Annotated in this window: 21 protein-coding genes; 7 read left to right on the top strand and 14 right to left on the bottom strand. The window is 70.8% G+C overall.

All coding sequences use genetic code 11. From position 1 onward, the window contains the following. Window positions 1-92 precede the first annotated feature (92 nt). Window positions 93-1,424 (top strand): aminopeptidase P N-terminal domain-containing protein, encoded by a 1,332-nt coding sequence (locus KUG39_RS04520; RefSeq protein WP_216913279.1) that lies wholly within the window; start codon window positions 93-95, stop codon window positions 1,422-1,424. On the opposite strand, the gene KUG39_RS04515 is transcribed toward KUG39_RS04520, so the two are convergent. Next, a complete protein-coding gene (locus tag KUG39_RS04515; protein ID WP_216913346.1) occupies window positions 1,396-2,193 on the bottom strand; it encodes a TIGR01548 family HAD-type hydrolase in 798 nt (265 codons plus the stop codon). The two genes, KUG39_RS04520 and KUG39_RS04515, sit on opposite strands and share 29 nt — an antisense overlap. Before the next feature lie 48 nt (window positions 2,194-2,241). On the opposite strand from KUG39_RS04515, the gene KUG39_RS04510 reads away from it, so the two are divergent. Beyond that, window positions 2,242-2,724, top strand: a complete 483-nt coding sequence (locus KUG39_RS04510; RefSeq protein WP_015110678.1) for a 30S ribosomal protein PSRP-3 — start codon at window positions 2,242-2,244, stop codon at window positions 2,722-2,724. A gap of 10 nt (window positions 2,725-2,734) precedes the next feature. Here KUG39_RS04510 and KUG39_RS04505 read toward each other — a convergent pair whose 3' ends face one another. The 6 genes from KUG39_RS04505 to KUG39_RS04480 are packed head-to-tail and all read right to left on the bottom strand — an operon-like array spanning window position 2,735 to window position 7,878. Continuing rightward, window positions 2,735-3,397: a transaldolase family protein gene (locus KUG39_RS04505; RefSeq protein ID WP_216913277.1), complete on the bottom strand. Its 663-nt coding sequence runs from the start codon at window positions 3,395-3,397 to the stop codon at window positions 2,735-2,737. 5 nt (window positions 3,398-3,402) lie between these two features. After that, window positions 3,403-4,767, bottom strand: a complete 1,365-nt coding sequence (locus KUG39_RS04500; RefSeq protein WP_216918234.1) for a protein phosphatase 2C domain-containing protein — start codon at window positions 4,765-4,767, stop codon at window positions 3,403-3,405. 8 nt (window positions 4,768-4,775) lie between these two features. After that, on the bottom strand, window positions 4,776-5,513 hold the full coding sequence (locus tag KUG39_RS04495) for a vWA domain-containing protein (RefSeq protein WP_216913273.1): 738 nt from the start codon (window positions 5,511-5,513) through the stop codon (window positions 4,776-4,778). A gap of 3 nt (window positions 5,514-5,516) precedes the next feature. Further along, on the bottom strand, window positions 5,517-6,872 hold the full coding sequence (locus tag KUG39_RS04490; RefSeq protein ID WP_216913271.1) for a protein kinase domain-containing protein: 1,356 nt from the start codon (window positions 6,870-6,872) through the stop codon (window positions 5,517-5,519). Next, entirely contained in the window at window positions 6,869-7,597 is a 729-nt protein-coding gene (locus tag KUG39_RS04485; RefSeq protein ID WP_216913269.1) for an FHA domain-containing protein, read from the bottom strand. The genes KUG39_RS04490 and KUG39_RS04485 overlap by 4 nt, the downstream gene beginning before the upstream one ends. Beyond that, on the bottom strand, window positions 7,597-7,878 hold the full coding sequence (locus KUG39_RS04480; RefSeq protein WP_094585633.1) for a hypothetical protein: 282 nt from the start codon (window positions 7,876-7,878) through the stop codon (window positions 7,597-7,599). The genes KUG39_RS04485 and KUG39_RS04480 overlap by 1 nt, the downstream gene beginning before the upstream one ends. 59 nt (window positions 7,879-7,937) lie before the next feature. Here KUG39_RS04480 and KUG39_RS04475 point away from each other — a divergent pair, with 59 nt between their 5' ends. Further along, the gene (locus tag KUG39_RS04475; protein ID WP_216913267.1) at window positions 7,938-10,256 is read left to right on the top strand and encodes a transglycosylase domain-containing protein; all 2,319 of its coding nucleotides are present in this window, start codon (window positions 7,938-7,940) and stop codon (window positions 10,254-10,256) included. A gap of 9 nt (window positions 10,257-10,265) precedes the next feature. Here the strand turns inward: KUG39_RS04475 and KUG39_RS04470 are convergent, their stop codons facing one another. The 3 genes from KUG39_RS04470 to atpD are packed head-to-tail and all read right to left on the bottom strand — an operon-like array spanning window position 10,266 to window position 13,288. After that, window positions 10,266-11,369, bottom strand: coding sequence for a rhomboid family intramembrane serine protease (locus tag KUG39_RS04470; RefSeq protein ID WP_216913265.1), 1,104 nt, complete (start codon window positions 11,367-11,369; stop codon window positions 10,266-10,268). Between the two features lie 31 nt (window positions 11,370-11,400). After that, complete coding sequence (gene atpC, locus KUG39_RS04465; protein WP_094585630.1) at window positions 11,401-11,808, bottom strand: ATP synthase F1 subunit epsilon; 408 nt, start codon at window positions 11,806-11,808, stop codon at window positions 11,401-11,403. Between the two features lie 13 nt (window positions 11,809-11,821). Next, complete coding sequence (gene atpD, locus KUG39_RS04460; protein ID WP_094585629.1) at window positions 11,822-13,288, bottom strand: F0F1 ATP synthase subunit beta; 1,467 nt, start codon at window positions 13,286-13,288, stop codon at window positions 11,822-11,824. Window positions 13,289-13,536: 248 nt separating this feature from the next. Between atpD and groES the strand changes: the two genes are divergently transcribed. The 3 genes from groES to KUG39_RS04445 all read left to right on the top strand — a co-directional run bounded on the left by groES (window position 13,537) and on the right by KUG39_RS04445 (window position 17,482). After that, on the top strand, window positions 13,537-13,848 hold the full coding sequence (groES, locus tag KUG39_RS04455) for a co-chaperone GroES (RefSeq protein WP_015110667.1): 312 nt from the start codon (window positions 13,537-13,539) through the stop codon (window positions 13,846-13,848). A gap of 53 nt (window positions 13,849-13,901) precedes the next feature. Continuing rightward, window positions 13,902-15,539 (top strand): chaperonin GroEL, encoded by a 1,638-nt coding sequence (gene groL / locus KUG39_RS04450; RefSeq protein WP_094585628.1) that lies wholly within the window; start codon window positions 13,902-13,904, stop codon window positions 15,537-15,539. A 344-nt stretch (window positions 15,540-15,883) separates the two neighbouring features. Next, window positions 15,884-17,482, top strand: a complete 1,599-nt coding sequence (locus KUG39_RS04445; protein ID WP_216913263.1) for a B12-binding domain-containing radical SAM protein — start codon at window positions 15,884-15,886, stop codon at window positions 17,480-17,482. Between the two features lie 21 nt (window positions 17,483-17,503). Here the strand turns inward: KUG39_RS04445 and msrB are convergent, their stop codons facing one another. From msrB to gpmI, 3 genes are read right to left on the bottom strand one after another with little or no spacing between them, the layout of a single operon-like run. Then, on the bottom strand, window positions 17,504-18,007 hold the full coding sequence (gene msrB / locus KUG39_RS04440) for a peptide-methionine (R)-S-oxide reductase MsrB (protein ID WP_190610686.1): 504 nt from the start codon (window positions 18,005-18,007) through the stop codon (window positions 17,504-17,506). A 5-nt stretch (window positions 18,008-18,012) separates the two neighbouring features. Beyond that, complete coding sequence (secG, locus tag KUG39_RS04435) at window positions 18,013-18,243, bottom strand: preprotein translocase subunit SecG (protein WP_015110663.1); 231 nt, start codon at window positions 18,241-18,243, stop codon at window positions 18,013-18,015. 32 nt (window positions 18,244-18,275) lie between these two features. Beyond that, the gene (gpmI, locus tag KUG39_RS04430; RefSeq protein ID WP_216913345.1) at window positions 18,276-19,844 is read right to left on the bottom strand and encodes a 2,3-bisphosphoglycerate-independent phosphoglycerate mutase; all 1,569 of its coding nucleotides are present in this window, start codon (window positions 19,842-19,844) and stop codon (window positions 18,276-18,278) included. A 193-nt stretch (window positions 19,845-20,037) separates the two neighbouring features. Here gpmI and pyrR point away from each other — a divergent pair, with 193 nt between their 5' ends. Beyond that, window positions 20,038-20,598: a bifunctional pyr operon transcriptional regulator/uracil phosphoribosyltransferase PyrR gene (gene pyrR, locus KUG39_RS04425; protein ID WP_216913261.1), complete on the top strand. Its 561-nt coding sequence runs from the start codon at window positions 20,038-20,040 to the stop codon at window positions 20,596-20,598. Window positions 20,599-20,604: 6 nt separating this feature from the next. On the opposite strand, the gene KUG39_RS04420 is transcribed toward pyrR, so the two are convergent. Beyond that, window positions 20,605-20,823 (bottom strand): ferredoxin-thioredoxin reductase variable chain, encoded by a 219-nt coding sequence (locus tag KUG39_RS04420; protein WP_106220503.1) that lies wholly within the window; start codon window positions 20,821-20,823, stop codon window positions 20,605-20,607. Window positions 20,824-20,859: the final 36 nt, after the last annotated feature.

Here is a 20,859-nt window from a genome sequence, read left to right as displayed (position 1 = left end):
CGAAACAGACAGGATCGGCACGGGCAGGTTCGGGGGGATCACGTGTATTTAATCGGCTGTGCCATCTTCTCGCTGTCCGTCCCTTCGCTTCGATGCCCCACACCGCCCCGATCGACCCCGCCCTGCTGGCCCGCCGTCGCCAGCGGTTTCTGCAGCAGCTGGGCGGCGCGGCCGCGGTGATCCCGGGGGCGGCGCTGGTGACCCACCACGCCGACGTGGAGCACAGCTTCCGCCAGAACAGCGACTTCTGGTATCTCACCGGCTTCGACGAGCCCGGGGCCGTGGCCCTGTTCCTGCCCCACCGGCCCGAGACCCCCTTCGTGCTGTTCGTCGAGGCGAAGGATCCGGGGGCCGAGGTGTGGAACGGCTTCCGCTGGGGCTGTGACGGGGCCGTCAGCCAGTTCGGCGCCGATGTGGCCCATCCCCGCGGCGAGCTGGCCGAACGGCTGGCGGAGTATCTCGAAGGTGCCGAGGGGATCGCCTTCCGGGTAGGGCGCCACCCCCAGGTGGAGCCCCTGGTGCTGGCCGCCTGGGGACGCCAGCTGGATCGGGCCCCCCGCAGCGGCAAGGCCGCCCTGGGGCTGGTGGCCCCCTGCCCGCTGCTGCACGAGCTGCGGCTGCGCAAGGAGCCGGAGGAGCTGGCCCGACTGCGGGAGGCCGCCCGCATCTCCGCCGAGGCCCATGAACTGGCCCGGCAGGTGGCCCGGCCCGGCCTCAGCGAACGGCAGGTGCAGGCCGTGATCGAGCAGCACTTTCTTGAGCAGGGAGCGCGCGGGCCTGCCTATGGATCCATCGTGGCCGGGGGCGACAACGCCTGCGTCCTGCACTACACCGCCAACGACGACCGGCTGCGGGACGGTGACCTGCTGCTGATCGATGCCGGCTGCAGCCTCAGCGATTACTACAACGGCGACATCACCCGCACCTTCCCCGTCAACGGGCGCTTCAGCGGCGAGCAGCGGGCCCTCTACGAACTGGTGCTGGCCGCCCAGGAGGCGGCGGTGGCGGCGGTGGCCCCGGGCCAGACCGCCGAAGGGGTCCACGACACGGCCGTGCGGGTGCTGGTGGAAGGGCTGGTGGAGCTGGGCCTGCTGAATGGGGCGGTGGACGGGCTGATCGAGCAGGGGGCCTACCGCCATCTCTACATGCACCGCACCGGCCACTGGCTGGGCCTCGACGTCCACGACGTGGGCGCCTACCGGCTCGGCGAGCACCACGTGGCCCTCGAGGCGGGCATGGTGCTCACGGTGGAACCCGGCCTCTACGTCAGCGACCGGCTGGCGGTGCCCGAGGGCCAGCCCGCCATCGAAGAGCGCTGGAAGGGGATCGGCATCCGCATCGAGGATGACGTGGCGGTGACCGACCACGGCCACGAGGTGCTCACCGCCGCCGCCCTCAAGGCGCCGGCGGCGATGGAACGCTGAACAGCTCCAGCACCTGGGTGGTGGAACCCAGGAGGCGGTCGGCCCCCGCCTGGCGCAGCTGGTGCTCGTAGCGCTGCCGCTCGGCCTCCCGGCCGGCCTGCTGCAGGTGGGGTGGCGCCACGGCCAGGGCCTCGAAGCGCTGGCCGGGCACCCGGGCGCGGGCCCGGCGCACCGTCTCCACGTCGGCCACGGTGTCGCCCAGGTAGGCCACGGGCGGGGCCCCGGCCCCCAGGGGCCCACGGGCCAGGGTGGCCGCCAGGGCCAGCAGGCCGGTGGGGTCGGGCTTGTCGGGGGCCTGGCCCATGGCGACCAGGGGCGGCGCCACCAGCTCCAGCCGCTGCTCCAGCACGAAGCGGGCGGAGGGGGGCTCGGCACCGCTGACGAAGCCCCAGGCGATCCCCCGGTCGCTGAGGGCAGCGAAGAAGGCGGCGTCCACCAGCAGGGGCTCGCCGCCGATGAAGCCGCGCCAGAGGGCGGGGTCCCCCTCCGGATCGCCGCCGAAGTAGTGGTCGCTGAACACCGCCACCAACTCCTCCCAGGCGGGCAGGGGGTCGGTGCCGTGGCGACGCAGCAGCTCCATCGAGGCCTGCCAGTCGTTGTTCCAGCGACCCTCCCCCTTGAGGGCGTCGATCACGGCGCTCTCCGGGGCCCAGCCGCTGAAATGGCGGACGGTCTCGACGATGGCGCGCCGGTAGCTGCCCGCCACATCCCTGATCACGCCGTCGATGTCGAAGAGGAGGACGGCGCGGGGGGCGGCGGAGGCGGTCAGTGGGGTTGCTGCGAATCGGCTGGTAGGTTAGGCAATTGCCGTTTCTCCTTGAGCGCCGAAACCGTGACAGCCCCTGAGAGTGCCGAGGCCGCTGCCCTGAGCGCCATCCCGGCGGCCATCGCAGCCGACACGACCGAAGGGCGTCCGGTGCTGCGCGGCGGCAGTGCCGCCCTGGCCACCGCCACCATCGACGAGGACGGGGTTCCTTCGGGCTACACCCCCAAGGCCGATGAGGGCCGCTTCCTGGTGAAGATCCTCTGGCTCCCCGACAACGTCGCCCTGGCGGTGGATCAGATCGTCGGCGGCGGGCCCAGCCCCCTCACCGCCTACTTCTTCTGGCCCCGGGAAGACGCCTGGGAAACCCTCAAGGGCGAGCTCGAGGCCAAGAGCTGGATCACCGACAACGAACGGGTCGAGATCCTGAACAAGGCCACCGAGGTGATCAACTACTGGCAGGAGGAAGGGCGCGGCAAATCCCTCGATGAAGCCAAGCTCAAGTTCCCCGACGTCACCTTCTGCGGGACCGCCTGATCCCCGGGCCTCAGGTCCCGGCGGCGTCACGTTCGAAGCCCTCGGCGGCCGCGGCCGTCTCCGGGCTGCCGAACAGGCCGGCGGCGATCGCCGGGCTGATCGTGTGGTGCGCCAGACCGGCGGCGGCCAGCCGGGCCAGATCCTGCGGCTGGCGCAGGCTGGCCACCAGCAGCCGCGTGCCGGATCCCACCCCCTCCAGGGCCCGCTGCATGGCGATCAGTTCGCCGTGGCCATCCCGGCCCAGATCGCTGATCCGCCCCAGGTAGGCGGCGATGCCATCGGCGCCCAGGGCGGCGGCCACCAGCACCTGGGCCATCTCATAACAGGCCGTGAAGGTGACCGGCACGCCCTCGGCGATCAGGTCGCGCGCCACCGCCGCCCCCTGGCGGGTGATCGGCACCTTCACGAACACCCGCTGGGGATCGAGGGCGGCCAGGGCCCGGCCGTTCGCCAGCTGCTGGTCGACATCGCCACCCCAGGTCTGCAGATGGATCTCCCGGCAGCCGAGGGCCGCGGCGCGTGCGCTCAGCTGCGCCAGGTGGTCGAGGCGGCAGGGCTGACCGGCCCGCCGCAGCAGGGTCGGGTTGGTGGTGATGCCCTGGAACAGGCCGCTGGGCAGCCAGCGCTCCCACTCCAGGGGGTCGGCGCAGTCGAGCAGCAGACGCAGGGCCATGGGGTTCAGGGGGTAGGGGCGGCCGGGGTGACGGCCCATTGCCGGTCGAGGGCCTCCAGCAGGGCGGGGCAGGCCCCCAGCGCCCGCAGGGGGCGGTGGGGTCTGGAGGCAGCAGGTTGGGCCGCCGGGAGTGTCCCGTCGCGGTGATCCTCCGTCGGGAGATCGGCGGCGATCAGGGCGGCGAGGGGATCGGCGGCGGCCGCGGCCTTCAGCGGGGCGGGATCCTGCCGGCCCTGGCGCAGGGCGACGAACAGCTCGCGGCGGCGGCGTAGCGCCAGGGGAATGGCGGCTGGCTGGCCGCAGAGCCGCTCCACCTGCAGGCGGGCGGCCCGCAGCCCCGGGGAGCTGGGCACCGCCGGCAGAGCTGTCGGGCTGCGGGGCCAGTGCCAGGCCAGCCAGCTCCCCCCGGCGCCGGCCAGTGCCAGGCCGATGGCCACCGCCCGGCCGATCGCCGGACGTCCTCGCCGGGGAGGGAGTGCCTGGGCGGGCTCCGTTGCAGGGGGCTCCGGGGTCGCCAAAGGAGCCGGTGCGACGGGCGGCGGGGGCTGGGGTGGTGGCGGCCCGCCGCCTGGGCTGCAGACACGACCAACCGCCACGGTCACGTCGTCGCCGCTTCCCTCGCGGCTGATCCGGTCCAGCGCCGCCGACAGGCTGCCGGCCGCCTCGGGGTCCGCCTCGCCGTCGCCGCGGGCCAGCCAGGCCGCCAGGGTGAGGAAGTCGCCGTCGGTGGCACAGGACTTGCGGATGCCGTCGGTGCAGAGCACAAGGGCGAAGTCGCCGGCCCCGCCATCGAGCCGATGCAGGCCCGCCCGGCGGGCGAACAGGGACGCCGCCCGGGGCTGGCAGAGGCTGCAGGTGGCCTCCCCGAGGGCGGTGGGCTCATCCTCCTCCTCCAGCAGCCGGGCCTGGCCGTCCGCCTCCACCCGCACCAGATCCCAGTCGCCCAGGCCGGTGTGGCCCCACCAGCGGGGGGTCATCACCACCAGGCCCAGGGTGCTGCCGTAGAGCAGGGCCTCGAAGCCGCCCTCCCCCGGATCGCCCTGCCAGTGGGCCGCCACCGCCTCCAGCCAGCCGCCCTGAATCGCCTCGGGCAGGTCCCGCTCCAGCCAGCGGCGCCAGCCCTCCTCCCCCCCGTCCAGGGGCCTGGCGGCCAGGGCGCCCTGCACCGCGGCCAGGGCCGTTTCGCAGGCCAGGCGGCTGCCCACCTCGCTGCGCCGGTAGCGGCGCCCGCCATGGCCGTCGGCCACCGCCATCACCATCACCGGCTGGCCCTCGAGGTCCCGCAGCTCACGGCAGAGCACGGCGTCCTGGCAGGGCCGGCCGGCGCGGCGGTGGGCGGCCCCGGTCCGGCTGGCACCGATCGGCGCCACCCAGCGGTTCACCACACCACGGGACCGACGTCGTCGGTGGGATCGAGCACGGTGGGGGGCAGATCCGGCAGGGGGATGTTGCCCGCCACGGGCTCCAGGGGCGTCTCGCTGACCCGGCTGGCGGGCATCGAGGCGGCCCCCACCACCGCCGTGGAAGCCCACTGGATGTACTGGGCCAGGGAGGTGGCGTTACCCGCCTGGAGCGGTCGGCGGGGGGAACGGCCCGCCGTCGCCGGCTCGCTGCCGATGAAGCGCTGCAGCACCTCCAGGTCGGCGTCGTGGCCGAGGGCGATGGCCAGGCGCACCGCCTTCTGGGCCCAGGGCACCCGCCGCAGGGCCTCGAGACCGCCGGCGAAGTCATCGGTGGGCTGGCCGTCGGAGATCAGCACCAGCACCGGCGGCAGGGCGCGCACCTCCATCGGCGGGGTCTGGAGCGCCGCCGCCACCAGCTGCAGGGCGGCCCCCATCGCCGTGATGCCGCCCGCCTGGAGATCGCGCCACTCCAGCTGATCCACCGGCGTGGGGGTCTCGATGTGCCAGGCGGCACGGTCGGCGAAACTCACGGCCCGCACCAGCACCCGGGCCTCCGGGTTGTCCCGGGCGACCGCCGCCATGCCCGGCAGCGACTGGCGGATGGCCTGGTTGAGGGCCTGCATCTTGCCCGAGGCGGCCATGGAGCCGGAGCAGTCGCAGAGGTAGAGGAAATGGAGCGGCCGATTGGCCAGCTTGACGTCGGGAAACGGCATCTCTCAGGCGGCGGGGGCTGGCGGGATGGGGCGCTGCACGGCGATCGGACCCGCCGGGGTGAGGATCCGGGTGAGTGCCGCGAGGCTACAGCTCTCGCCAGGCCCCACCGGCCAGCTGCGGCCATCGGCGGCCTCGGCGCTCCAGGCGGCGGCCGAGAGATTGCACAGCCCCAGGCGACGGGGCTCCTGGGGGTGGGCCACCACCCGGGCGAGCGGCCGGCGCAGATCCTCCCCGACCAGGGCATCGAAGTGGTGGGGGTGCAGCTCGTTGTCCGGGGCGGCCAGCACCGAACCCCGGGGCAGGACCAGGGTGATCGGCTGCGGCAGGGGGCTGCCGCAGCTCCAGCACAGCGCCGGTGCGCCGGCGGCCTGGAAGTTCTCCTGGCCGCAGGCGGGGCAGAGGCTGCGTTGATCGAGGGTGCGGGCCAGCTCCTGTTTCCACTGGCCGGTGAGGGCCCGGCGCGAGGGCTGCTTCATACCGCGGCAGAAGGTCTGCTCGAACAGGGCCTGGAGGGGGCGGGGGTAGATGGGCCAGGTGATCAGGGCGGCCGCATGCTCGATCGGGTCGGGCCTGTTGCGGGCATCCACCGGGTCGAAGATGAACACCGGGTCCTCGCCGCAGAGGCGCCGGCGGGCCGGCTCGTCGAGGCAGCGGATCGCCAGCTCCATCTGACCTTTGAGGGGGTCGTGGCGGGTGAGCAGCCGGAACAGCAGCACCGCCAGGGAGAAGAGATCGCTGTCGGCCCCGGGCCGGGCCTGCCCCAGCAGCACCTCCGGGGCCATGAAACCCGGGGTGCCCAGCACGGCGCCGTGGTCGGCCCCGTCCACCGCGACGTTGTCGTTGTCGCAGATGAGGATGCCGCCGCCGCCGGGCTCCAGGAAGAGGTTGCCCAGGGAGACGTCCTTGTAGCAGAGGCCCGCCAGGTGCAGGGCGTGGAAGGCGTCGGCCAGGCCGAAGCAGGCCCGCAGCACCTGGCGCAGGCCGATCGCCAGCCGGCCGGCGGCGTGCTCGCTGGCACCCACGTAGGCGGCGGGACGCAGGGGCATCAGATAGCCGAAGCTCTCCTCGCGGATGCGGATCAGGGGCCGGCTGGCGGGGCTGGCCCGCAGCAGGGCGATCGGCCAGAGGAAGGCGTCGTTCGGTGCGGTGGCCCGGATGCTGGCCGCCAGGCGCCGCTCCAGGCCGGCGTCGCGGGCGATGCAGGCCGGCAGGTACCACTTCAGGGCCAGCCGCTCCCCCTCCAGTTCCACCTCGTACACCTGGCCCTGGGTGCCGCCCCCGAGGCCGCGGACGATCCGCAGCGGGGCGGCCAGCCCCTCGAACCCGAGGCTGGCGCCCTCCGGCAGGATCCAGTTCATGGCCGCCTCCCGGCCGGCGCGGCCGCCGCCATCGCCCGGCGGATGCCGTTGCGGTGGGCCAGGGCCGTCGCCAGGCTGTCGAAGCGGTGCCGGTAGGCCAGGCCGTCCTGGAGCGTCACCTCCAGCAGATGCTCCCAGCGGGAGCCCAGCACGATCCAGCCCGCCAGCGCCCCCGCCTGCAGCGGCCAGAACAGCCAGGGGAAGGGGAGCAGCAGCAGCCCGCCCAGGCAGAGCAGCAGCCACCAGCTGAAGGCCTGGGGATGGCGCCGGCGGCTGCGCACGTAGGCCGAGCGGATCCGATCAAGGGGCAGGGAACGGCCGGCGAAATCCAGCTGTCCGGCCACCGCCGTCGGCACCGGCGCCGGCCGCCCGCGGGTGGCAGCGGCAGGGGCCGCGGGGGGGGCGCTGGGGGAGCCGGCGCGGAACTGGAGCACCGGCCCGTTCAGGCCCAGGCGGATCTCGTCGCCGTCGGAGAGGGGTCGGCAGTCCTTCAGCCGGGCCCCCTCGAGATAAGTGCCGTTGGCGCTGCCCAGGTCGCAGAGCAGCCACTGGCCCGGCCTGGTGCGCGACACCCGCACCAGGGCATGGTGGCGGGAGACGCCCCGGGCCTCGGCCAGGCAGAGGCCGCTGGCGGGGTCCCGGCCGATGGAGAGGGGCGTGCGGGGATCCAGCGGCACGCTCCGGCCGGGGTCGTCACGCAGCAACAGGCGGGGAACGGCGCCCATCAGGGGTCGTCCACCGCACCGCCGCGGCGGCCGAGACGGCGATCGGCCAGGAACCGGCCCCACCAGCCCACCGGTTCCCCCTCCCGCCAGGGGACGACCCGCCCGGGGAACAGCAGCGCCCAGCTGGCCAGCAGCAGGGCCACCAGCAGCAGCAGCAGCAGCACCCAGCCAGGGATCGCCCCCACCCAGGTGGCGGCGAAGCTGGCCCGCACCGCATACACCCCGATGGTCAGGGCGATCCAGATGCGGAAGGGTGCCCATGGATCCCGGCGTTGCTCCACCTGGCCGGCCGCTCCGATCGCTGCGGGTAGCGTATGGGAGCAAGGCGGACGGGCCGGCGATGGTGGGGACGACGGAGCAGGCGTCGCCGGGCGACAGCACTTCACCCAGCGCCGCACCTGCCTCCTCTGTTGACGCCGCACCAGCCACCGACTCCCCCAGCGCTCCGGCCGGAGCCGCCGGCTGGGCCGGCCTCTGGCGGGCCCTGACCGCCCCAACGGCGGGCGGGCGACGCCGGGACATGACGGCGGCCCTCGGGGGGCTGAGGCACCACGGCGCCTGGCTGGAACTCTGGATCGGCGGCCAGTGCCGCCGGCGGCTGGCGCTGGAGGGAGGCCGCTACCGCATCGGCCGGGATCCCCTCTGCGAGCTGCAGGCCGACGCCACGGGCGTCAGCCGGGTGCACGCGATCGTGGAGCAGGAACGGCCCGGTGATCGGGACTATGGGGCCGAGGACTTCGGCTCGGCCAACGGCCTGTTCCACCGCGATCGCCGCATCCGCGCCCTCCGCCTGCGGGACGGGGACCGGCTCCAACTTGGTTCCCCGCTCAAGGGGGAGGCGCCGACCCTGGTGTACCGCCATCCCCGCAGCCCCCTGGGGCAACTGGTGCACTGGGGCGCCATCGGTGCCCTGGTGGGCTCGGGCGTGGCCCTGGGGGGCCTGCTGCTGGCCACCACCGTCGCCGGCGGCTCCTCGATCCGCTCGGTGAGCGGACCGGTGAAGGTGTTCTCCACCGACGGCCGCCAGATCGATGCGGCCGAGGGCTCCTCGACGGCCCTGCCGACCCTGGCCGACTACCCCCTGCACCTGCGCCAGGCCCTGATCGCCTCCGAGGATTCGCGCTTCGGCTGGAACAGCGGCATCGACCTGTTCGGCACCCTGCGCTCCCTGGTGCAGGGCACCGGCGGCGGCAGCGGCCTCACCCAGCAGGTGGCCCGCATGGTCTACCCGGCGGTGGGCACCGACGTGTCGGTGGCCCGCAAGCTGCGGGAGCTGTGGGTGGCCTGGCAGCTGGAGGCGGGCTTCAGCAAGAACCGCATCCTCAAGATGTACCTCGACCGGGCCTACCTGGGCCTGGGGGCGGAAGGCTTCGAGCAGGCGGCCCAGCTCTACTTCCGCAAGTCGGCCAGCGCCCTGGACGTGGCGGAGTCGGCGTTCCTGGTGGGCCTGCTGCCGAGCCCCAACAGCTACAGCCCCTGCAACCGGGAGAACCCCACCTGGGGCCGGGAGCGCCGCGACCTGGTGCTGGGGCGGATGCACGCCGAGGGCTACCTCTCCGACCAGGCGCTGATCGACGCCCGCCGCCGGCCGCTGAACATCGACCCCTCCGCCTGCCGCGAATCCACCTATTCCAGCTACCCCTTCTTCAGCGACTACGTGATCGGTGAGCTGGAGGGACGCCGCTTCGCCCTCGACCTCAGCAGTGCGGAGGCCCGGGGCAACTACGCCGTGATCAGCAGCATCGATCCGCGCCTGCAGGCCATCGCCCAGAAAGAGCTGAAGGCGTTCCTCGAGGGGCCGGGGGGCCGGGCGGGGCTCACCCAGGGCGCCATGATCTCGATCGACTACGCCACCGGCGCGATCCTGGCCTACGTCGGCGGCGGCGATTACAGCCGCTCGAGCTTCGATCGGGTGCAGGCCCTGCGTCAGCCCGGATCCACCTTCAAGCTGTTCGCCTTCCTGGCGGCCCTGGAGGCCGGGGCCAAGCCCGGCGATGCCGTCTCCTGCGCCCCGCTCTCCTATGTGGCCGGTTGTCGGGGCGGCGGTGGCAGCACCAGCGTGGCGGCGGGCTTCGCCAGCTCGGAGAACGTGGTGGCCCTGCGGCTGGCCCAGCAGGCCGGCCTGAACAAGGTGGTGGCCAAGGCCCGCCAGCTCGGCATCAGCACGCCGATGGAGGAGAGCTTCTCGATGGTGCTGGGCGGCAAGGAGACCTTCCTCTACGAGCTGGCCCGGGCCTATGCCGTGGTGGCCAACGGCGGCCGCTCGGTGCCCCTGCACGGCGTGACGCGCATCTACGACCTGGGCATCTGCGGCTCGGTGCGCTCCCTGGCCACCTGTCCGGCCGCCGGCGTCACCACACCGATCGGCGAGCGACCCCAGCAGCTGATCGAACCGGCGGTGGCCGCCGAGATGGATGCCCTGCTGCGGGGGGTGGTGAGCGGCGGCACCGGCCGCGCCGCCGGGGTGGTGGCCGATGCCCGCGGCAAGACCGGCACCACCGACAACGGCGTCGATGTGCTGTTCGTGGGCTACTCCCCCTCCAGCCGCATCCTCACCGGCATCTGGATGGGCAACGATGACAACCGCCCCGCCGAGGCCGCCTCCGGCGCCCTGGTGGCCGAGCTCTGGGGGCGGTACATGCGCGCCCTGGCGGGCTGAACGAGCCCCTCAGCCCAGCCAGCCCAAGCTCCTGCCCAGTTCCTGGGCGCGGGTCACCAGGGCCCAGGCGACGCCGGCCACGGTGCCCCAGCACCAGGGGCTGCTGAGGAGCCGGGCCAGGGGGGTGCTGATGTCCTGGGGATCCCGGCGGGGCAGTTGCCAGCCCAGCTGCAGTGTCCCGTACACCACCAGCAGCACCCAGGCCGGGAAGTCGACCTCACCGACCGGGAAGGGGTGGACCTTCCAGTGCAGGAGGCTGAGGGTGCAGGCCAGGGCGATCAGGCCGGCGATGGGCCCGGAGGCGCCGTCCCACTGCCGCAGCACCCGGGCCCGGCGGGCCACCAGCACCGCCGGCGCCGTGGTGGCCAGGGCGACAAGCGCGTAGCGCAGCAGCAGGGAGGAGAGGGGCAGCGGTGAACGGCCCAGCACGATCACCAGGATCCCCAGGTTGAGCAGGGCCTCGCCGTTGGCGGCATGGATCCAGGGGGCGGTGATCCAGCACCAGGCGCGGTGGGGGTCAGCGCTGGCCTCGAGGGTCAGGGGCCAGCGGCGGCGCAGGGGCCTCAGGGGGCCGAGGGCCAGGGCCTGGAGCAGGGCCAGGGCCAGCACCAGCACGAGGCCGCTGCTCCAGCCCCAGGGATCGAAGAACCACGTCTCCAGCTCCCCGCCGGCCCAGAACAGCACCGGGGCCGAGGCGGCGGCCAGGGCCAGTCCCGGGCCGAGGGGCCGCAGGATCTCCAGCCAGCCCAGCGGTGTGGTCGGGGCAGCGACAGGGGAACCGGAAGCCAGCGAATCGGAGCCCGGCCTGCTCGAGGCCACACCGGAGCTGGCCTCGAGCAGGTCCAGCAGTTCGGCCAGCACAGCCGGGGCATAGATCCCGGCCAGATGGCTGCTGAGGGCCGCGATGGCGCTGCGCTGGGGCCCACCCTGGAGCTGCAGCACCCGCTGCAGCAGGGGTTGGGTGGCCAGGTCCCGGACGGGACCGCGCAGAGACTCCTCCGCCCCGAGGGCGTCGATCAGGCGGTTGGCGAGGGCCTGGGGATTGTCCAGGCTGACGGAACCGGTGGCGATCCACTCCCGCAGCTGCAGGCCCAGCTCCCGACCCTTGCCCATGGCCGCGGCGTCCCGGTCCGCTGGGGCGCGATCAGGCGCCCGTGCTGGCCTGGAGACGGGCGCGGGCGCGGGCGAGGGCCTGCTGGGCCTTCACCTTCTCGGGGCTGGGGTCGGAGCCTTCCAGCGCCGCCGCGGCCTGCTGGGCCGCCTCGAAATCGCTCTGGGCGGCAGCTGCGTTGATGCTGCTGCCCAGCTCGGCACCGTTGACGAGCACGGTGACCTCATTGGCGACCACCTCGGCGAAGCCGCCCATCAGGGCGATCGACTGCCAGTTGGCGCCTTCCCGCACCCGCAGCACGCCGCTGTCGAGGGCGGTGAGCATGGAGACGTGGCCGGTGAGGATGCCGAGCTGGCCGGTGGTGCCGGGCAGGATCACTTCGTCGGCGGTGCCGTCGAAGACGCTCTGATCGGGGGCGAGGACGCGCAGGGTGAGGGTCATGAGGTTTCCCGGATCAGGACTTGGCTGCGGCGAGGATCTTGGCGGCCTTCGCCCTCACCTGGTCGATGTTGCCCACCAGGTAGAAGGCGGCTTCCGGCAGATCGTCGAGTTCACCGGCGAGGATCATGTTGAAGCCCTTGATGGTGTCCTCGAGCTTCACGTACTCACCGGACTGGCCGGTGAAGATCTCGGCCACGAAGAACGGCTGGGAGAGGAACTTCTCGATCTTGCGGGCCCGATCCACCGTGCGGCGGTCGTCCTCGGAGAGTTCGTCCAGACCCAGGATCGCGATGATGTCCTGCAGTTCCTTGTAGCGCTGCAGGGTGGACTGGACGGCCCGGGCGGTGCGGTAGTGCTCGTCGCCCACGACGGCGGGCTGGAGCATGGTGCTGGTGGAATCGAGGGGATCCACCGCCGGGTAGATGCCCTTGGAGGCCAGACCGCGGCTCAGCACGGTGGTGGCGTCGAGGTGGGCGAAGGTGGTGGCGGGCGCCGGGTCGGTCAGGTCGTCGGCGGGGACGTAGACGGCCTGGATCGAGGTGATCGAACCCTCCAGGGTGGAGGTGATGCGCTCCTGCAGCTCACCCACGTCGGTGCCGAGGGTGGGCTGGTAGCCCACGGCCGAGGGCATGCGGCCCAGCAAGGCGCTCACTTCGGAGCCGGCCTGCACGAAGCGGAAGATGTTGTCGATGAACAGCAGCACGTCCTGCTTGTTCACGTCACGGAAGTGCTCGGCCATGGTGAGGGCCGACAGACCCACGCGCATGCGGGCGCCGGGGGGCTCGTTCATCTGGCCGTAGCAGAGCGCCACCTTCGACTTGGAGAGGTCGCCGGCGTTGATCACGCCCGACTCCTTGAACTCTTCGTAGAGGTCGTTGCCCTCGCGGGTGCGCTCACCCACGCCGCCAAACACGGACACGCCGCCGTGCTCCTTGGCGATGTTGTTGATCAGCTCCTGGATCAGCACGGTCTTGCCGACGCCGGCGCCACCGAACAGACCCACCTTGCCGCCCTGGCGGTAGGGGGCCAGAAGGTCGATCACCTTGATGCCGGTCTCGAAGACGCGGGGCTTGGTCTCGAGCTCGGTGAGCTTGGGAGCCTGGCGGTGGATCGGGGCGGTCATGGTCGTGGAGACCGGACCCTGCTCGTCAACGGGCTCACCCAGAACGTTGAAGATGCGGCCCAGGGTGGCCTCACCAACGGGCACGGAGATGGGGGCGCCGGTGTCGAGGGCGCTCATGCCGCGCACCAGGCCGTCGGTGCTGCTCATGGCCACGGCGCGGACCCGGTGGTCGCCCAGCAGCTGCTGCACTTCGGCGGTGAGGGCCACCTGCTGGCCGGCCGAATTCTTGCCTTCGATCCGAAGGGCGTTGAAGATCTTGGGCAGCTTGCCCGCAGGGAATTCAACGTCGAGGACCGGGCCGATCACCTGGCGCACGGTGCCTTTGGTACCAGGGACGGCGGGAGCGGCAGCAGCCATAGGTAAGGAGGGAAGGAGGGGTGCCAGCGGGATCCAACCACCCGTCTGAAGCCGCGCAACCTTACCACTGCAGGGTGCCTGGCGGCCTGGGGTTCGGTCACCCGCACAGCCCGGGGATGGCGTCGCAGCGAAGGCGCCACCTAGGTTGGCAGTCGAAGGGCGCGAGTGCTAACTCGCCCCGTCACAGCGACGCGCCGGCCCCGGTCGTCTTCCGTCGCTGCCTTCGCGTCCATCCATCGCGTCAATTCATGGCTGCCGTTTCTCTCAGCGTCTCCACGGTCAAACCCCTCGGAGATCGCGTCTTCATCAAGGTGTCCGAATCGGAGGAGAAAACCGCCGGTGGCATCCTTCTGCCCGACACCGCCAAGGAAAAGCCCCAGGTGGGCGAAGTGGTCCAGATCGGTCCCGGCAAGCGCAACGACGACGGCTCCCGCCAGGCCCCTGAAGTGGGCGTCGGCGACAAGGTGCTCTACAGCAAGTACGCCGGCACCGACATCAAGCTCGGCACCGACGAGTACGTGCTCCTGTCCGAGAAGGACATTCTGGCCGTCGTCAACTGATCTGACGGCGTTCCCGTCGGCATCACCTTCAACCAAGCAATCTTTTTTCTTCCATGGCCAAACGCATTATCTATAACGAGCAAGCCCGCCGGGCGCTCGAACGGGGCATCGACATCCTCGCCGAAGCCGTTGCCGTCACCCTCGGCCCCAAGGGCCGCAACGTGGTGCTGGAGAAGAAATTCGGCGCTCCCCAGATCATCAACGACGGCGTGACGATCGCCAAGGAGATCGAGCTGGAGGATCACATCGAGAACACCGGTGTGGCCCTGATCCGTCAGGCCGCCAGCAAAACCAACGACGCCGCCGGTGACGGCACCACCACCGCCACCGTCCTGGCCCACGCCATGGTCAAGGCGGGCCTGCGCAACGTGGCCGCCGGCGCCAACGCCATCACCCTCAAGAAGGGCATCGACAAGGCCACCGAGTTCCTCGTCGGCAAGATCGAGGAGCACGCCAAGCCGATCTCCGACTCCAACGCCATCGCCCAGGTGGGCACCATCTCCGCCGGCAACGACGAAGAGGTGGGCCGCATGATCGCGGACGCCATGGACAAGGTGGGCAAGGAGGGGGTCATCTCCCTCGAGGAAGGCAAGTCGATGACCACCGAACTGGAGGTCACCGAAGGCATGCGCTTCGACAAGGGCTACATCTCGCCCTACTTCGCCACCGACACCGAGCGGATGGAAGCAGTGCTCGACGAGCCCTACATCCTGCTCACCGACAAGAAGATCGGCCTGGTGCAGGACCTGGTGCCCGTGCTCGAGCAGATCGCCCGCACCGGCAAGCCCTTGCTGATCATCGCCGAGGACATCGAGAAGGAAGCCCTCGCCACCCTGGTGGTGAACCGTCTGCGTGGCGTGCTGAACGTCGCCGCCGTCAAGGCTCCCGGCTTCGGTGACCGCCGCAAGGCCATGCTCGAGGACATCGCCGTCCTCACCAACGGTCAGCTGATCACCGAGGACGCCGGCCTCAAGCTGGAGAACACCAAGCTGGAGATGCTGGGCACCGCCCGCCGCATCACCATCAACAAGGACACCACCACCATCGTCGCCGAAGGCAACGAGGCGGCGGTCAAGGCCCGCTGCGAGCAGATCCGCAAGCAGATGGACGAAACCGACTCCTCCTATGACAAGGAGAAGCTGCAGGAGCGTCTGGCCAAGCTGAGCGGCGGTGTGGCCGTGGTCAAGGTGGGCGCCGCCACCGAAACCGAGATGAAGGACAAGAAGCTGCGCCTGGAAGATGCCATCAACGCCACCAAGGCGGCCGTTGAAGAAGGCATCGTCCCCGGCGGTGGCACCACCCTGGCCCACCTGGCCCCGGCCCTCGAGGAGTGGGCGGCCGCCAATCTCTCCGGCGAGGAGCTGATCGGCGCCACCATCGTGGCCTCGTCCCTCACCGCCCCGCTCAAGCGGATCGCTGAGAACGCCGGCGTCAACGGCGCCGTCGTCGCCGAGCACGTGCGCAACAAGCCCTTCAACGAGGGCTACAACGCCGCCACCGGCGAGTACGTCGACATGCTGGCCGCCGGCATCGTCGATCCCGCCAAGGTGACCCGCTCCGGCCTGCAGAACGCCGCCTCGATCGCCGGCATGGTGCTCACCACCGAGTGCATCGTGGCCGACATGCCCGAGAAGAAGGAAGCTGCTCCCGCCGGTGGCGGTGGCGGCATGGGCGGCGACTTCGACTACTGATCGCCTCTGCGATTAGCGTCGGATCTCCGATCCTTCGCCTTCAGCACCAAGCGCCCCTGCGGGGGCGCTTTTTTTCTGGCGTCGTGTTTTGGCGTCGTGTCCGTCCCAACGATGATGAGCGCGACCGGAGTGCTGGGAATCCGCCGCAGAACAGCTGCAATCACGGCGCAGATTTGAATCAGCCAGGACGGCCAGAAATCGCCGCTTCCGCTCCAGCGACCGGCCGGTGAGCGGACGCAAGAAATGTGTGGCGGCAGCGTGAATCTGCTCCGGCTGCCTACGTTCGATAGGAAGGATCGGACCGGCACCCGCGGCCGGGCCATTGCCATCGTGCTGCAGATGTGATGAACGCCCTCCTGCTCTATCCCCACTTCCCGAAAACCTTCTGGTCGTTCGACCGGTTCCTGGAGATGGCCGGGGTGAAGGCCTTCATCCCGCCGCTGGGGATCCTCACGGTGGCCGCCCTGCTGCCGCCGGATTGGAACCTCCGCTTCCACGACAGGAACGTGGCCGAGGAACCGGAGGCCGACTGGCACTGGTGCGACCTCGTGATCGTCTCGGCGATGATGGTGCAACGCGAGGACTTTCACCATCTGATCCGCAAGGCGGTGGGGATGGGGAAGAAGGTGGCGGTCGGTGGCCCCTATCCCACCTCCCTGCCGGAGCATGCGCTCCAATCAGGTGCCGACTATCTGATCCTGGATGAGGGCGAGATCACCGTTCCCGCCTTCCTGGCGGCCTTGGAACGAGGGGAGCCGGATGGTGTATTCCGGGCCGCAGAGAAGCCCGATGTGAGCCTCAGCCCCGTACCCCGCTACGACCTTCTGCAGCGTGAGGCCTACCTGATGATGGCGGTGCAGTTCTCACGCGGTTGCCCCTTCAACTGCGAGTTCTGCGACATCATCAACCTCTACGGGCGCAAGCCCCGGACCAAGGAGAACCACCAGCTCCTGGCGGAACTGCAGACCCTCTGCGACCTGGGCTGGCGGGGCTCCATCTTCATGGTGGACGACAACTTCATCGGCAATCAGCACAACGTCAAACGTCTGCTCCGCAGCCTTATTCCCTGGATGCGGGAGCATCGCTACCCCTTCAACTTCTTTACCGAAGCCTCAGTGAATCTGGCCGAGCAGCCCGAGCTTCTCGAGCTCATGGCCCAGGCCGGCTTTTTCGGGGTCTTCCTGGGCATCGAGACACCCGATCAGGACAGTCTCGCAGTCACCCGCAAGCAGCAGAACACCCGCCATCCACTCGTGGAGGCCTGCCGGACGATCAACGCGGCGGGACTGGTCATCTACGCCGGTTTCATCCTCGGCTTCGATGGGGAACGATCGGGGGCAGGCGAGCGCATCGAGGCGTTCGTCGCCGAAACGGCCATCCCCCAGCCGATGCTTGGGATTCTTCAGGCGCTTCCGAACACGGCCCTGTGGACACGGCTGGAGCAGGAGGGGAGGTTGCTGACGAATGCCGATGGCTGGTGTGGCGACCAGAACACCCTGATGAACTTCGTGCCCACCCGGCCGTCGGAGGAGATCGGCCGCGAGTATGTGCAGGCCCTCTGGCGGATGTACGAGCCCGCCACCTATCTGGAGCGCTGCCTGCGCCACTGCCTCGCCATCACCCCCAATCCCCACTGCTCCCAGCAGATCAACTACCCCCTCGCCAAAGCCATCCGGCTGATGGTGCGGCTGGTCTGGAGCCAGGGGGTGCGTCGGGCAGACATCCGCAACCAGTTCTGGCGTCAGCTGCTGGACATGGGGCGGCAAAAACCCAGGCTGCTGGCGCTTTACCTCAGCCTGTGCGCCGCCGGAGAGCACTTCTGGGAGTACCGCCTCCTGGCCCGCGAGCGCATCGGAGCCCAGCTGGGTCACGATCCCCTGCTGCCGCCGCCGACCGTAGCCGCAGTCAGCCTCAGGGAGGCCGCCCTGGTGGGGGCGGAGTGACCGACCCGTTTCGCCTGAGCCTCAGCCCCCCGGCACGAAGGCCAGGGCCACGCCGTTGTTGCAGTAGCGCTTGCCGGTGGGTTTGGGGCCGTCGTCGAAGACATGGCCCTGGTGGCCGCCGCAGCGGCGGCAGTGGTATTCGGTGCGCGGCAGGATCAGCTTGAAGTCGGTTTTGGTCGCCACCGCGTTGGGCAGGGGTTGCCAGAAGCTGGGCCAGCCCGTGCCCGAGTCGAACTTGGCCTTGGAACTGAAGAGGGGCAGGCGGCAGCCGGCACACACGTACGTACCGCTGCGCTTCTCCTTGTTGAGCGGGCTGCTGAAGGGACGCTCGGTGCCCTCATCGCGCAGCACGGCATAGGCCGCCGGAGTGAGGCGCTTCTTCCACTCGGCCGGGCTCAGCTGCCAGGCCGGGTCGGTGGCCTTGGCGGCCGCCAGGGCCCGGCCGGCCGGCAGGAAGGGCAGCAGCCCCGCCAGGGGCGCCCCCAGCCGGGCCAGCAGGCTGGAGAGGAAGTTGCGGCGGTCCATCGGGTTCAGCCCAGCCAGCCGGCGCTCAGCACCACGGCCAGCCCCAGGAACAGGGAGAGCAGGGTCCAGGTGATGCGGTTGAGGGTGTTCTCGGCGCTACGGGCGCTGCTGAACATCGAGCCGCCGCTGGAGGCCAGGCCCCCCATGCCATCCCCCTTGGGGCTGTGGAGCAGCACGCTCACGATCAGCAGCGCACCGCTGAGCATCCAGAGCGAGGAGACGATGTTCTTGACCATCGTGCCAGCCTAGCCGCCGCAGGCCCGGAGCCTCAGGCGCCGAGGGTCTGGGGGATGCGGGCGGCGGGCACCGAGGCGGGCACCACCAGGGAGGTGCCGGTCATGCGGGCGGGCTTGGGCAGACCCAGGATCTCCAGCAGGGTCGGGGCGATGTCGGCCAGGCCGCCGTGTTCCCGCAGGGTGACGTCGTTGCCATGGCCCGGCAGCTTGCGTTTCTCGCCCTCCACCAGGATCACCGGCACCGGGTTGGTGGTGTGGGCGGTCCAGGGGAGGCCATCGGGGCCCTGCATCACCTCGGCATTGCCGTGGTCGGCAGTGATCAGCAGGCTGCCGCCCATGCGGGTGGTGGCCTCCACCAGCCGGCCCACGCAGCGGTCGACCATGGCGATGGCTTCGGTGGCGGCCTCCATCTGGCCGGTGTGGCCCACCATGTCGGGGTTGGCGTAGTTGATCACCACCAGGGAGTAGATCCCCTTGCCGATGGCGGCGATGCAGCTGTCGGTGAGCTTCTCCGCCGACATCGCCGGCGCCTGGTCGTAGGTGGCGACACGGGGGGAGGGCACCAGATGGCGGTCTTCGCCTGGGAACGCCTGCTCGATGCCGCCGTTCATGAAGTACGTGACGTGCGGGTACTTCTCGGTTTCGGCGGTGCGGAACTGGCGCAGGCCGTGCTCGGAGACCACCTGGCCGAGAAGGCCATCGAGGGATTCGGGCGGGAAGGCCACCCGCACGGGCAGTCCCTGCTCGTACTGGGTGAAGGTGACCACATGGAGGGGGCCCAGCCACTCCCGCGGGAAGCCATCGAACTCCGGCAGAACCAGGGCGCGGATGATCTGGCGCACCCGGTCGGGTCGGAAATTGAAGCAGACCAGCCCATCGCCGCTCTCCAGCAGCCCCTCGCTGAGGCGCACCGGCTCGAGGAATTCATCGGTGATGCCGGCGGCATAGGAGCCCTGCAGCACCTCCTCCGGCGTGAAGGGGCAGATCTCGGACGGCTCGGTCAGCAGGCGGTAGGCCTTCTGGGTGCGCTCCCAGCGCTGGTCGCGGTCCATGGCCCAGTAGCGGCCGCAGAGGGTGGCGATGCGGCCGACGCCGGCCTCGTCGACCATCTCCTGGATGCGGGCCAGGTAACCCGGGCCCCCATGGGGAGCCGAGTCGCGGCCATCGGTGACGACGTGGATCAGGACGTCGGTGAGGCCGCGGCCGGCCGCCCAGCGCAGCAGGCCGCCGAGGTGCTCGACATGGCTGTGGACGCCGCCGTCGGAGCAGAGTCCGATCAGGTGAAGGGGGCGGCCGCTGGCCAGCAGGGTGTCACCCAGGTCGTTGAGGGCCTGGTTGCCGGCGATCGAGCCGCTGCGCACCGCCTGGCCGATCCGCACCAGCTCCTGGCGGATGATCCGGCCGGAGCCGATGGTGAGGTGCCCCACCTCGGAATTGCCCATCTGGTGATCGGGCAGGCCCACGGCGGCGCCGCTGGCTTCGATCAGGGTGTGGGGATAGGCGTGCCACAGGGCGTCCATCACCGGTGTGTCGGCCTTCCGCACGGCGTTGTGGTCGGTCTCCGGGCTGTATCCCCAGCCATCGAGGATCGCCAGAACCATGGGGGCGACGGGAGCAGCCGTCTCGCAGGAGACGCGTTCGCCGGTGCCGCTGGCGGACTGCTTCTGGGAGGGAGCTGCTTTCACCAGCGAGAAAATCTGCACGTTTCAACGCCACGCCAACCTACAGCCCTCCCCAGACATCACCTTCTTCCGGCACGGATGCGTCAGGCTTTGGTTACACGCCATACGCTTTGTGGCCAGAACTCAGGCCGGAACGGGACCCTCGGACCGGCTGGAACTGCTCTCCGCCCAGGATCTGGGACGCACCCTCGATCGGCTCGCCTCCCAGGTGCTGGAGGCCGTGGCCGACAGCCGGGACCTGGTGCTGCTGGGCATCCCCACCCGTGGTGTGGCCCTGGCGCGGGTGCTGGCCGGTCGGCTGGAGGGGATCTGCGGCCATCCGATCGCCCACGGCAGCATCGACCCCACCTTCCATCGCGACGACCTTGAACGGGTGGGCACCCGCCTGGTGGAGGCCACCCAGCTGCCGGTGCCGGTGGACGGGCGCCAGGTGGTGCTCGTCGATGACGTCATCTTCACCGGCCGCACGGTGCGGGCCGCCCTGGAGGCCCTGCAGGGCTGGGGGCGCCCCCGTCGGGTGGGGCTGCTGGCGATGGTGGACCGGGGCCACCGGGAACTGCCGATCCAGCCGGACTTCTGCGGCCGGGTGGTGCCCACCGCGCGCCACGAGACGATCCAGCTCTGCCTCCAGGCCATCGATGGCGAGGAGGGGGTCTACCTGCTGCGCGACTGACTCGGCCTAGACGGTGGCGAGCTCGTCCTCGCGGAAATGGGCCCGGAACTTGCCGAAGGCGACCACCACGGGCAGGGTCGGGCTGATCGGGCGTCCCTTCCAGTCGTTCAGCACGTTGAACACCTCGCCCTGCTGACCTTCCATATCAAAGGCCTCACCCCGATGCTGGGGGTGGTTGTAGACGACCACACTGCGACACACCCTGACCTGATCACCTGGCTGCATGTCCACCGGGACGCTCTGCGCGGCCATCCTGTCATG

The organism is Synechococcus sp. CCAP 1479/10 (assembly GCF_019038515.1).
Taxonomy (GTDB): Bacteria; Cyanobacteriota; Cyanobacteriia; order PCC-6307; family Cyanobiaceae; genus Cyanobium.
Note: the sequence above shows the minus strand (reverse complement) of the source record. Positions and strands in the feature narration are given on the sequence as shown.